Annotated in this window: 11 protein-coding genes; 1 reads left to right on the top strand and 10 read right to left on the bottom strand. The window is 36.7% G+C overall.

The window, feature by feature from the left end; translation table 11 throughout:
• The first annotated feature begins 218 nt into the window (after nt 1-218).
• Nucleotides 219-2,063 (top strand): glycoside hydrolase family 13 protein, encoded by a 1,845-nt coding sequence (locus O3793_RS00190; protein WP_371444691.1) that lies wholly within the window; start codon nt 219-221, stop codon nt 2,061-2,063.
• Nucleotides 2,064-2,130: 67 nt separating this feature from the next.
• On the opposite strand, the gene O3793_RS00185 is transcribed toward O3793_RS00190, so the two are convergent.
• The 10 genes from O3793_RS00185 to cmk all read right to left on the bottom strand — a co-directional run bounded on the left by O3793_RS00185 (nt 2,131) and on the right by cmk (nt 13,706).
• Nucleotides 2,131-4,527, bottom strand: coding sequence for a glycogen/starch/alpha-glucan phosphorylase (locus tag O3793_RS00185; RefSeq protein ID WP_371444689.1), 2,397 nt, complete (start codon nt 4,525-4,527; stop codon nt 2,131-2,133).
• Nucleotides 4,528-4,545: 18 nt separating this feature from the next.
• Nucleotides 4,546-5,964 (bottom strand): glycogen synthase GlgA, encoded by a 1,419-nt coding sequence (gene glgA / locus O3793_RS00180; protein ID WP_371444687.1) that lies wholly within the window; start codon nt 5,962-5,964, stop codon nt 4,546-4,548.
• A gap of 135 nt (nt 5,965-6,099) precedes the next feature.
• Entirely contained in the window at nt 6,100-6,573 is a 474-nt protein-coding gene (locus O3793_RS00175; protein WP_371444685.1) for a hypothetical protein, read from the bottom strand.
• Nucleotides 6,574-6,697: 124 nt separating this feature from the next.
• Complete coding sequence (locus O3793_RS00170; RefSeq protein WP_371444684.1) at nt 6,698-7,930, bottom strand: CCA tRNA nucleotidyltransferase; 1,233 nt, start codon at nt 7,928-7,930, stop codon at nt 6,698-6,700.
• The gene (locus tag O3793_RS00165; protein ID WP_371444682.1) at nt 7,923-8,453 is read right to left on the bottom strand and encodes a YpiB family protein; all 531 of its coding nucleotides are present in this window, start codon (nt 8,451-8,453) and stop codon (nt 7,923-7,925) included. The genes O3793_RS00170 and O3793_RS00165 overlap by 8 nt, the downstream gene beginning before the upstream one ends.
• Nucleotides 8,454-8,463: 10 nt before the next feature.
• The gene (locus O3793_RS00160) at nt 8,464-9,735 is read right to left on the bottom strand and encodes a tetratricopeptide repeat protein (protein ID WP_371444680.1); all 1,272 of its coding nucleotides are present in this window, start codon (nt 9,733-9,735) and stop codon (nt 8,464-8,466) included.
• 140 nt (nt 9,736-9,875) lie between these two features.
• Nucleotides 9,876-10,154 (bottom strand): HU family DNA-binding protein, encoded by a 279-nt coding sequence (locus O3793_RS00155; protein WP_175814714.1) that lies wholly within the window; start codon nt 10,152-10,154, stop codon nt 9,876-9,878.
• 163 nt (nt 10,155-10,317) lie between these two features.
• Nucleotides 10,318-11,631 carry a ribosome biogenesis GTPase Der gene (gene der, locus O3793_RS00150; RefSeq protein WP_049554467.1) on the bottom strand — a complete coding sequence of 438 codons (1,314 nt, stop codon included), beginning with the start codon at nt 11,629-11,631 and terminating at the stop codon, nt 10,318-10,320.
• Between the two features lie 84 nt (nt 11,632-11,715).
• On the bottom strand, nt 11,716-12,909 hold the full coding sequence (rpsA, locus tag O3793_RS00145) for a 30S ribosomal protein S1 (protein ID WP_175814712.1): 1,194 nt from the start codon (nt 12,907-12,909) through the stop codon (nt 11,716-11,718).
• Nucleotides 12,910-13,040: 131 nt separating this feature from the next.
• Nucleotides 13,041-13,706, bottom strand: a complete 666-nt coding sequence (cmk, locus tag O3793_RS00140; protein WP_048710074.1) for a (d)CMP kinase — start codon at nt 13,704-13,706, stop codon at nt 13,041-13,043.
• Between the last annotated feature and the right edge of the window lie 51 nt (nt 13,707-13,757).

Genomic DNA, 13,757 nt, shown 5'->3' with positions numbered 1-13,757 from the left:
CGTTTTCATTCTTGCTATAAAAAATTAGAGAGCTCGGTTCCCAAACAAATTCTCTTGTTATGATTATAACATATTTCTTAAATATTCGTATAGGTTTTCATGAATTTTCTTGAAAAAAATTGCTTTTTTCTCATTAATTTTCATAATCACCATTTTGGTATATCTTTCCACATGTTTGTATTACAATGGAAATAGATTTTTAAAAAAAGGGGCCTATTATGATTTTCTATCACTCACTTAAAAATAAATATCCTTCAGGGGCAGTGACGGATAAGCAAACTATTTTTATTCAAGTTAAAGTTACCAAAGAGACTCACCTCTCTTCTATCCAATTAGTTTTAAAAGAAGACTTTACACAAACAACAAGTATTTATCATCCAAGTCGCTCTACGATTGATGCGGATGCAACTTTATACTCATTTGAAATCTCACCTTTACATACAGGACTATATTTCTACTATTTTGAAGTTCGTTCTGAAATCGGAACTTACTTTCTTTCTAACCATGAATTCCAAGCTGTTCCTGTTCTGAACTATCATGAAATTAACAGTTGGCAATTAACGGTTTACGAAGAACAATTTACGACTCCAGAATGGTTTAAGGGTGGGATTATGTATCAAATCTTCCCAGACCGTTTTAAGAGAAGTGAACAATATAAAGCTAAAAAAGCCGCGAACGAAGATATTCGTTACCGTCATGATGAGTGGGATGAATTGCCTCAATCGAGTATCACACACGAAAATTACAAGGCGCAGGATTTCTTCCTTGGGAATTTAAAAGGAATTGAAGAAGAACTAGATCATTTCAAAGCCTTAAATATAAACTGTATTTACTTAAATCCAATTATGGAAAGTCCAGATAACCACCGCTACTCTACTGCAGATTATTTCAATGTGGACCCTTACTTAGGTACGAATGAAGACTTTAAAAAGCTATGTGCAAAGTTTAAAAAACATGGAATCGAAATTATTTTAGATGGCGTATTTAGTCACACTGGTGACGACAGTATTTACTTCAACAAGCAAGGTCATTATGATAGCGTGGGTGCGTATAACTCAACAGAGTCACCATACTATCCATGGTTTAGCTTTATGGAGTTTCCACATACGTATCACTCATGGTGGGGATTTACAAATCTTCCAACCGTAAATAAGTTAAACCCAGAATTTATGAATTTCATCAATAATCCTAAAACTGGTGTACTACCATTCTGGCAGCATTTAGGAATTGGTGGTTGGCGTTTAGATGTAGCCGATGAATTCCCTGATGAGTTTTTAGACGTGTTACGAGTAACCGTAAAACAAACAGATCCAGAAGCTCTCATTATTGGTGAAGTATGGGAAGATGCTACAACCAAGTATGCCTATGATAAACGTCGTCGCTATTTCTTAGGAAAACAACTCGACAGCGTTATGAACTACCCTTGGAAAGATGCCATTATTGAGTTTGTTCAAACGAAGAATGCTCATGCTTTACGCTTTGCCATCGAAGAATTGATTGACCATTATCCAAAACCAGCACTTGAGGTTCTAATGAACTTACTGGATAGTCACGATACAGAACGCATCATTACAAAAATTGGATTTGGCAATACTGAGGCCGTACCTCTCCATGAACGTCCAACTCTCGAATTAACTGGAAAAGAACTTGCGGATACGATTCAAAAACTTAAAATTGCAAGCTTCATTCAATTCACTCTTCCAGGGATTCCTTCGATTTATTACGGAGATGAAATTGGAATGCAAGGGTTCCGTGACCCATATAACCGTAAGACATTTAGCAAAAAAGAAATCAACGAAGAAATTTTCACTCATTACAAAGCGTTAACTGCCTTTAGAACTGAGTATAAAGAAGACTTTAAAGGTAACTTTAACGTTGTATATGAAAATGGAGGATGCCTTGTCTTCCAACGTGAGTCTCTTCTATGTGCTGTCAATATGAATGACAATACAGAGTACATTGAAGGTCTCCATGGTAAACAGATTTTTGCAAGCCACAAAACAAGAAATCATCCAAATGGAATTCTTGTTCCTGCGAATGGCTTTGCTGCTTATCAAATTTAATCGGTAAATTAAAAAAGATTCTCACAGTGGGGCTTGCCCACTTGTGAGAATCTCTTTTTTTATTTCATTAACCTTGAACAGGTTTGATGTGCCAAATGTCTTTTGCATACTCTTCTACTGAACGGTCAGCTGAGAAGATTCCAGCATTTGCGATATTCGCAAGACTCATCTTCATCCATTTAGATGAATCGTTGTAGGCTTTTTCAATGCGCTCTTGTGCTTCAACATAGCTGTCAAAGTCTGCAAGACACATATAGTGATCTTGAGTTAATAAGTAATCCACGATGAAGTTGAAGTTCATACCACCAACCGTCATTGTACGGATGAAATCAAGAACGGTCTTAATCTTAGGTGAATGATTATAGTATTCCCAAGGTTTGTAGCCTTTTGCATATAACGCTTCTACTTCTTCTGTTTCTAAACCGAAGATGACAATATTGTCTTCGCCTACAGCTTCGTATATTTCAACGTTTGCTCCGTCCATTGTACCAAGAGTCACTGCACCATTTAACATCAGTTTCATGTTACCAGTACCACTCGCCTCTTTACCGGCTTGAGAGATTTGTTCACTCACGTCTGCAGCTGGCAAGATGATTTCCGCTAATGTCACTTTGTAGTCCGGAATGAATACTACTTTAATGTACTCACGCACTAATTCATCACTTTCAATCATTTGAGAAATTGAGTGGATGAATTTAATAATGTTTTTCGCCATTTGGTATCCTGAAGAAGCTTTCGCAGCAAAAATGAATGTACGTGGAGTTGGACGTAATCCATTGTATTTTATCTCATGGTAAAGATATACAATGTGTAACGCATTTAATAATTGGCGTTTGTATTCATGTAATCTCTTCACTTGTACGTCAAAGATTGAATGAGGATTTACTGAAATAGCAAGCGTTTCTTTAATGTAAGTCGCTAATTGCTCTTTCTTCGTTAATTTAATGGCTTGTAAATCTTTCAGTACTTTCTCATCATCTTTATAAGCATTCAATTTAGAAATACCAGAGAGATCTTTAATGAAGTCATCTCCGATTAAATTTTCTAAGTAAGTAGCAAGTTCTGGATTTGCTTGACCTAACCAACGGCGGTGCGCAATCCCGTTTGTTACGTTACCGAATTTTCCTGGATATAAGTCGTTGAATGCTTTGAAAGTATCACGAACAAGAATATCACTATGCAGTTTTGATACACCATTTACATAATGACTACCCACGATAGAAAGATTTGCCATTTTAATCATGTCGTCATAAATAATCGCTGTATCACGTAATGTATATTGTTTGCCTTGTTCCATGACCCATAAGCAGAAACGTCTATTAATTTCTTCAATGATTGAGTAAATACGTGGAAGAATTGGTTGGAATAAGGAAACTGGCCATTTTTCCAATGCTTCTGCCATGATGGTGTGGTTTGTATATGCAAATGTCTTCGTCGTGATTTCCCACGCTTTATCCCATCCATAGCCATACTCATCCACTAATAAACGCATTAATTCAGCAACGCCCATTGCAGGGTGCGTATCATTAATATGAAGCGCTACATGTTCAGAGAAGTTTTCTAATGTACCAAATTCACGGTAATGGTTTTTCACTAATTGTTGTAATGAAGCACTAATGAAGAAGTATTGTTGTTTAATACGTAACTCTTTACCTTCATTTGTAACATCAGCTGGATATAATAATTTAGAAATAGAAGACGCAATTGCTTCTGCTTCTGATGATTTAGAATATTCACCGCGTTCAAATAGTTTCATATTGAAACCAGTTTTTGCTTTCGCTTCCCATAAACGGAGTGTGTTTACTGCTGAAGCATCATAACCAGAGATTAATAAATCATATGGTTCCGCTTGAATCGAAGTATAGTTTTTATGGTTCACTTTTAAGCCAGTTTCAGTCATGACTTGCTCTAATTCTCCACCAAAACGTACTTCAACTTCTTCATCATTACGGTACACTAAGCCATATTTTCCAAGATCCAACCATTGATCTGGGAATTCTTGTTGCCATCCATTTGTGATGACTTGTTTGAAAATCCCGTATTCGTAAAGAATTGAGAATCCTGTAACTGGGTATTCATTACTTGTTAAGGCATCTAAATAACAAGCCGCAAGACGTCCTAGACCACCATTTCCTAGACCTGGATCTGGTTCCATATTGTAAATTTCATCGAGTGAAAAATTGTTTTCGCTCAAGAACTCTTTTGCTTCCTTTTCAATACCTAAATTGAATAAGTTATTGCGAAGTGTACGTCCTACTAGGAATTCCATTGACATATAGTACGCACGTTTTTGACGAGTTTGTTTTAATGTTTGTTCATAGCTGAATTTCTTTTCCATTAAAATATCACGAACAGATCTCATCATCGCTTCGTACACTTGTCTCTTACTAGCATTTGAGATGGTTACACCAAATTGATTCTTTAATGAAGTTTCTACACGACTTGTTAAACTTTTTTCGACCATTTAAGAGCCTCCTTATTTTTATACCACTTCATGGTATAAGTCTAAATATTTCTTAGCGGACTGTTCCCAGCTTACGTCTTTTTGTAAATTGTTCTTGATAATTTGTTTCCATTCATCAGGTGATTGGTAGAAGCATGTCACAGCGCGGTAAATCGCATCCATCATATCACTAGCTTGGAAACTCTCAAACGTGAATCCATTTCCTTCAACGCCTGTAAATGGAATAACTGTATCACGCAAACCACCAACACGGTGAACAACAGGAACTGTTCCGTAGCGCATTGAAATCAGTTGTGATAATCCGCATGGCTCTGTTTTAGAAGGCATTAAGAATAAATCACTTGCCGCATAGATTTTTGCAGACATCTCATTAGAGAATAATAAAATACTACGAACACGATCATGTCTGTAATGTTCTAGTGAACGTAAGGCACTCTCGTAATGAGCATCCCCTGTCCCTAGAATGACTAATTGTGCACCTGTTTTAAGGATTTCTTCGCTTGCTTGTAAAATTAAGTCGATTCCTTTTTGATGAGTGAGACGCGTTACCATTCCGATTAAAGGAATATCGGCATTCACTTCTAAATCCATCTCTTTTTGGAATGCTAATTTATTTTGAACCTTATCTTCAAAGGTTTTTAAGTCGTAATTTACAGGAATCATTGGATCTGTTTTTGGATTGAATTTATCCACATCAATTCCGTTTAAGATTCCTCGTAATTTTCCTTGTTCAACAGTTAAAATCTTGTCGAGTCCATATGAGAAATAAGGGTCCAAGATTTCACGAGCATACGTTTCACTTACTGTATTCACGCGGTCTGCTAATTGAATCGCACCTTTTAGTAAGTTCACGTCACCATTGTAAATGAGTGCGTCAAAATATTTATTTTCTAATCCGAAAAGATTTCCCATTTCATATGGGTTGAATCGACCTTGGAATTCGATATTATGAATCGAAAGCACACTCTTCATATCTTTATAGAATTCTGCTTCACGACTCTTCAACACGTCTAAGTAAATGACAGAAAGTGCTGTATGCCAGTCGTTTACATTCACAACATCTGGTTTAAAATCAAGAGCTGGTAAGATTTCAAGAGCTGCTTTTGAGAAGAAAGCAAAACGTTCTCCATCATCAATTTGACCATAAATACTGTCACGATTAAAATATTGTTCATTATCTACAAAATAACAAGGAACTCCGTCCACTTCAGTCTCGAAAATTCCACAATACGAATGTCTCCAACCTAAATCAACAAATTGGTATGCTTTGTATTTTAAGCCAAAACGTTCGCGGTCAATACTAGAATACAAAGGTAAAATAACACGTGCATCTACGCCTAATTCACGAAGGGCTTTTGGAAGAGAACCAATAACGTCTCCTAACCCTCCTACTTTAACAAAGGGAGCTGCTTCAGCTGCAATAAAACAAACTTTCATACACTTTCTCCTTTAACTTGTGATAGGTTTATTATACCTTGAAATCATGAAAAGAACTAGACTTCTTATATAATAAAATAAATAAATTAAACTAAATAAAAAACCTAGGACAAATGTCCTAGGTTCAATTGGCAATTAAATTTCTGGGTAGATATCTTCCACAGATTTTTCTGGGTCAATCACGATGAATAAGTTACCGTGTGAACCAATTGTTGAACTTTGGTATTTGTTGTCATTTCCATCTTCATCTACTGGGCTGTATGGGAAATAAACACGATCTTTGTCAACAATTACATCTGATTTTGGATGATTTCCATCAACATATAAAATATCCATTAATTCGATATCGCTATATTTTTTAACGCGTTCGAACATTCCTAATTCTAAACCACCTAAGTTGATGTCTTCTGACATAACGTGGTCTGCTTCAGGGAAGATTTCGATACGTAATGATTCACATGGGTGAATTTCTTGGAATTCTCCACCGTTAATACGTCCAAATGATGTTGTAACTTTTTTAATCCATAAGTCACCAATCAAACGGCGATTAATCGTCCATGTTTCTCCATTTCTAAATACAAAACGTAAACCTGACATAACCTTTTTCATATAGGGTCACTCCTTAAAATAAATTATTGCTTACAAAATGATAATACCATTGAAACGCCTTTCATTCAAGAATTATATTAAATTAAATGGCTTTCAATAAATTGTTTTTCATTTCAATGAAACTTTATTTACTTTCATTGAAATTATTTCTAATCCATGAAACTAACTCAGTATTTTCATTGGCTAAACTACCAGATAAAATCTCTGTTTGAAGAGCTTGTAAGACTTCGCCAATAATAGGCCCCATCTTCTCTAAGCCAAGCGCTTCTTTAACTCCAAACCCATCAATTTGAATGTCTTTCATCGAACGAATCGGTAATTGTTGATACACAGCCTTCAGCTTTTCTAGTTCCTCTGCTCGACCAATTCCTGGCAACAACTGCTCTACTTCAACAGCTAAGTCTTCTGGGCACTCATAAGCAAGAAATGCATCCCATTCTTTTTCAAGACGAGCGAGCAATGTTTGATAACCTGTTAATACAGTAGAGATTTGGTCATTCGATGATTTCCAGTTTTTCAATACTTTTCTTAACTGAGGGATACTTAATCGTTCATAGTAAGCAAATAAAATCCAAGCTTGAGTAATCGTAAGTTTGTCTAACGGGAACTCACCCACTTTTAAGAGCGTTTCTTTAGCCTCTTTAAAATCTGGACAAGCTTGATATAACTCACTTTCCACAAAGGCTTTAAAGGCAAGGGTGCGATGTGGACTCAGTATCATTTTCTCAAACTCAACTTTCATACGTTCCACAGCCACTCGCTCGAGATTGGCTTTTAAAGTACGTACCGCATTAAATGTATCTGATTCAATCGAAAAACCTAATTGCCCAGCAAAACGGACCGCACGCATCATACGCAAGGCATCTTCATTAAAACGTTCCATAGGATTTCCAACACAGCAAATAATGCCACGTTCTAAATCTTCAATCCCATTAAAATAATCAACAATTTCTTCTCTGTCGTTAACCGCAAGAGCATTAATTGTAAAGTCGCGACGCATCAAATCTTCTTCCAGGCTTCTGACAAAGGTCACAGAATCTGGATGTCTAAAATCTTGATACGTCCCTTCCGTACGAAATGTTGTCACCTCATAGCTATCATGATGATGGAGTACAAGAACGGTACCGTGTTCGATTCCCACATCTACTGTATGAGAAAAGAGACTTTTCACTTCTTCAGGAGTTGCACTCGTTGCAATATCCACATCCGAAATTTCTTTTCCAAGAACTAAGTCGCGAACTGACCCACCCACAAAAACGGCTTCGTGTCCGGCTTCTTTTAACGTTTGAAGAACAGGGAGTGCACTAACGAAGAGCGGTACCGATTGTATATCAACTTTTCGTTTAAAATCACTCATCTTCTAACTCCTTTAATCGATTTGTTAGTTCCATAAAACGCTGAGAGTCCATTGATTCCAGAGCCTCATTGATTTCTGCTTTTAATTGAGAAATCAGCACTTCTTTTTGAATACTATCTAATTCCTCATCGACTACTTCCATCTCTTCTACTTCAGAGAAATAGTAAGGATTTTTCTCTAATACAGCAAAACTCACCATACTCTTATAAGCGTTTGGAAAGTCTAATTCCACATAGCAATCTTCTTTCCAATGAAGACGCATATCGTGAAACGCCACTTCTGGATTATCGAATTTTGTTCCTTCTTTATAGAATAGAAAAGATTCTTGAGCAGGTTTAATCGTTGAAAATAACATTCCTTTTGGAGTAGCTTCTACATGCTCAACGAAATGAATTTGTTTCAGCAATAACTCATGGTTTAACAAGTAGTTCAGAATCCACAATGACTCTCTTCTTTTCAAAGAATGATTTGAAATGAACCACGAAATAAATTTCTTCTTCGTTTCTAAACTTGGGTTAAACAAAGTATCCCTCCTACTCTTCAAAAATAAATGTATAACGAATAAACTCAGGATTAAATGGATCTACCTTTAATGCTTCTTGTAAGGCTGGTGCTGCTAAATCTTTACGTCCTTCTTCAATCATAAAGCGGATATAATCTTCTAAGAATTCAACAGAACTTTCCCCGGCTTCATAGGCTTTTTGATAGTATGTAAAGGCCTCGTTGTACTCTTCCATTGCTTCATAAGTTTTCGCAAATAGATAAAGAATCACTGCATCTTCTTTTGTTTCTAAGGTTTCAAGGAATGCAATACTTTCCTCATATTCTTCCTCATCGTTTAAAGCCTCAACATAACTTGTCACATTAAGTAAAGAATCGCTGTTAATATCAACCGCTTCTTTTAATTCTTGTAATCCAACTTTAGAATTTCCTGTTGCGATTTCGATTTGGCCAAGAATACGATGTGCTTCATCATTCAATTCATCAAAAGCAATCCATTTCTTTGCATAATCTTTTGCTTCTTCGTCACGTTTCAAGATTAAAAGACATTGAATCACATTCAGTGTCACTTCACTATTTTCTTGTTCACGTTCTAGAAGTTCCATGTAATACTCGAGAGCTTCCTCATAGTTGCCCTCAATGGACTCATATGAGGCCATCTGGAACAATAAATCACTTGAGAGGCCGTCGATACTTTGTTCGCCAATAAATTGCTCTAATGGCTCTTTATCGCCCATTCTTAAAGTGGCTTCAACGTACAGTTCTTGTGCACGTTCTTCTTCCCCAGTTTCTGCTGGATTTTGTTTTAAGAAACGCTCCAAGAAAAATGCACTGCGTTCGAAACTTCCCGCTTCAAATAATAATGTTCCAAGGTAAAAATCAATAATCGCTTCATCTGGTTCCAAGTCTTTTGCTTTTAAGAGTTTCTTCTCTGCTAAGTCGAAATCTCCTTCTTCTCGGTATGCTTCCGATTGAACCACCAACACACTTGGGTAGTCTGTGTCTGTTTCAGGAATATCGTACAGAATCGATAACGCTTGGTCTGTTTCTCCTTCAGCCACTAAAATCTCGGCTAATAAAATTGTCCAAATCGCTTCATCTGGTTCCACTTCAGTGAGTCGTAACAGAGCACGTTTTGCTTCTTCGTAGAATCCAATCGATACAGAATAAGTCGCTAAATCTGCCATCTCTTGAAGGTCTTTTTCTGGATCAAAATTGTCAAAAAAACGATGGTAGTGTTCATAGACTTTATCAATATCTTGTTCTTGTAAGGCTTGTTCAATCGCTTCGATTACTTGTGTCATAATGTCTCCTTTTGCAGATGAACTGCGAGTAGTATATGTATCTATTAAAGTTTTACACCAAAAAAAGAAGGTGTTATATAGAGTTAACTCTAATATAACACCAATTAAAACTTCATGCTATGAAAAATAATTCATTGGAATTATTTTTTAACTGCATCTTTAAGAGCTTTACCAGCTTTGAATGCTGGAACTTTAGAAGCTTTGATTTTGATTTCTTTACCTGTTTGAGGGTTACGTCCTTTACGAGCAGCGCGTTCGCGTACTTCGAATGTACCAAATCCGATAACTTGAACTTTTTCGCCTGCTTTTAAAGCTTCTTGAATTGTTTCGAATAACGCTTCAACTGTTGCTGAAACATCTTTCTTTGTTAATTGCGTTTTTTTAGCAACGCGATCTACTAATTCTGCTTTGTTAGCCATTTTAGTTTCACCTCCGTCAAATAAGAATTTCTATCAGAGTTCGTTGAGTGGTCCAACTTATCTGGAAATCGAAAATTAGTTTTGATTTCCTCTAAATTATACCATTCAACCTCAATAGTTTCAACGTTTTATATCCTGTTTTATAAGCTTGCTATGAATTTTTTTACTTTCTTTGACGCGTAATCATATGAATTGGTGTTCCCTCGAATCCAAAAGCTGAGCGAATACGGTTTTCTAAGAATCGTTCATATGAGAAATGCATCAATTCAACGTCATTTACAAATGTGACAAATGTTGGTGGTTGAATCGCCACTTGCGTCATATAGTAAATCTTCAAGCGGTTCCCTTTATCCGTTGGAGTTGGGTTCATCGCGATCGCATCCATCAATACATCGTTTAAGACTGATGATGAAATACGACGTGAACGAACTTCATGAATCTCTTTTAGAATTGGTGGGATTTTTGAAAGACGTTGTTTTGTCTTTGCAGATACAAAAATAATCGGAGCATATGATAAGTATAGGAATTCTTGACGAATCTTATCCTCAAACTCTTTATACGTTGAATTATCTTTTTCAAGCGTATCCCATTTATTCACTAAAATAACGACACCCTTACCAGCTTCATGAGCGTATCCGGCAATCTTCTTATCTTGTTCTTGAATTCCCTCTTCGGCATTCAAGACCACACAAACAATGTCGCTTCGTTCAATCGCTCTTAAGGCACGTAAGACACTATATTTTTCAGTTGATTCGAAGACACGACCTTTCTTACGAATACCGGCAGTATCAATCATCTTAAAGACAGTACCTTCTTCATCCTCGAATGTCGTATCGATGGCATCACGAGTCGTACCTGCAACATTCGATACAATTACACGTTCTTCACCAAGCATCGCATTCACTAAGCTTGATTTCCCTACGTTTGGACGTCCGATGAAACTAAACTTAATGACATCTTTATCCTCTTCGTCTCCTTTATCTTCAGGGAAAGCTTTAACAGCTGCGTCTAATAAGTCTCCAAGACCTAGCCCGTGACTTCCTGAAATTGGGAAGGGTTCACCGAATCCTAATGCATAGAAATCAAAAATCTCAGAACGCAATTCAGGATTATCGACTTTATTAACAGCTAGTAAAACTGGTTTATTTGTACGATAGAGTAATTTTGCAATGTGTTCGTCAGTCGTTGTCACGCCCTCTTTCACACTTGTAAGGAAGATAATCACATCTGCTTCTTCCATCGCAATCTCTGCTTGCATACGGATGTTTGACATAAACGGTTCATCCGTAATATCAATTCCACCTGTATCAATAATATTAAATGAGTGACCTAACCACTCACCTTCAGAATAGATACGGTCACGAGTGACTCCGGCGATATCTTCTACGATAGAGATACGTTCTCCGACAATACGGTTAAAAATTGTAGATTTTCCGACATTTGGTCTTCCTACAACGGCAATAACTGGTGTTGACATACTATTCCTCCTTTTTCTCTAATTCTATCATAAAAATAGTCTGGAACCAGTCCAGACTATTTCCACTTAACTTTTATTTGAATGTTATTCTTCAACTTTAAGTTCAGAAAGTTGATCACCTAAACGATCTGCTAAAGAGAATGAAACATCTTCTTCAGGTAATTCGTAAGTTTCTTCAACCACTTCTTCAACTTCTTCTTTTTCAGGTTTTGGAGCTTCTTGTAAAGCTTTAATACTTAAAGAAATACGTTGTTGTTCTGGATGAACTTCAAGAACTTTCACTTGAACTTCTTGACCTTCTTTGAGAACTTCATGCGGTGTTGCAATATGTTGGTGAGCGATTTGTGAGATATGAACTAATCCTTCTACTCCAGGGAATAATTCAACAAATGCTCCGAATGTAGTTAGACGTTTTACTAAACCATCTAATACAGAACCAACTGCTGCACGTTCTTCAATGTTGTCCCATGGTCCTGCTAATGTATCTTTGATTGATAATGATACACGTCCGTTTTCTGGATCTACTGAAATAACTTTTGCTTGAACTTCTTCGCCAACTTTTAATTTGTCGCTTGCTTTTGCAACGTGCTCATGAGAAATTTGTGAAATGTGAACTAATCCATCCACACCACCTAAGTCGATGAACGCACCGAAGTTTGTTAATCGAGCAACTTTACCAGTCACTACAGAACCTTCTTGAATTGCTTCAAATACAGCTGCACGCTTAGCTGCTTTTTCAGCTGCAACTAAGTTTTTACGTGATAAGATTAAACGATTTTCGCTTGGTTCGATTTCAACGATTTCAAAAGCTAATGTTTGGCCTTTGAATTGAGCTAAGTTATCAACATAGTGGTCTGATACCATTGAAGCTGGCACGAAAGCTCGAACTCCTGCATCCACTACTAAACCACCTTTAACAGCATCCACAACTGGAGCTTCGATGATTTCTTTGTTATCGAATTTAGCTTGAATTTCTTCCCAAACTTTACGTGCATCTACACGTTTTTTAGAAAGTAAGAAACTTCCATTTTCTTTATCTTTGATTTGTTTGATGACTACTAAATCAACAACATCTCCTACAGCTAAAACGTCTTCTACACGTTCAACTGGTGATGTAGATAATTCATTGAAAGGAATAACCCCTTCAACTCCTCCACCGATAATTCCGACGATGGCTTGTTTATCTTGTAGAGTTAATACTTCACCTTGTACTAAATCTCCGATTTGAATATCTTTGACGATATCGAGCGCATCTTGCATTGTTTGTAATTCTGACATGTGACTTCCTCCTAAGCGCGACAATTCATGCGAACATCAAGTTTGATTTTTGTGCAAAATAAAACTTTTTATCCACTTACAATCATACCACTAAATGAAAACGAATTCTAGTGTTTTTGTGTAAAATCTGGTTAATTCGTTAACTTTTCTTGGATAAGATTCGTAATTTTAGAAACGACTTCTTGAATTGATAGGCTTGTCGTATCGATTTCAATTGCATCATCCGCTTTTTTCAAAGGAGACTCTTTACGAGTACTATCTAAGAAGTCACGGTGAGCAATCTCTTCTTCCAATTTTTCAAGAGATAATTCAATGCCCTTTTCTTGGTTTTCTCTGAATCGACGAAGCGCACGTTCTTTTACAGATGCTACTAAGAAAATCTTCAACTCAGCATTTGGAAGCACTACTGTACCAATATCGCGACCATCCATAATGATGGAATGGTTCTCTGCAATCTCACGTTGCATTTGTACAAGTTTTACACGAACTGCTTTAATCGCTGAAACTTCCGATACATTTCGTGTCACTTCAAGATCACGAATCTCACGAGTCACATCTTCCCCGTTTAAGAAAACGAGTTGGCCATCTTCAGTATTTTTAAAACTAATGACTAAGTTTTCGAGCAATTCATCGATTGCTGACGCATCATCTACTGAAATATTATTTCTTAAAAATGCCAATGTTGTAGCACGATACATCGCACCAGTATCTAGATAAAGAAAACCAGTTTCTTTGGCAATCAATTTTGAAATTGTACTTTTCCCAGACGAAGCTGGTCCATCAATAGCAACTTGCATATTCTCTCTCCTTCTCAAAAAGAAAGCCTGAAACGTCTTGCGTCTCAGACT

Source organism: Granulicatella sp. 20925_1_28, from assembly GCF_041433575.1.
Classification (GTDB): Bacteria; Bacillota; Bacilli; order Lactobacillales; family Aerococcaceae; genus Granulicatella.
Note: the sequence above shows the minus strand (reverse complement) of the source record. Positions and strands in the feature narration are given on the sequence as shown.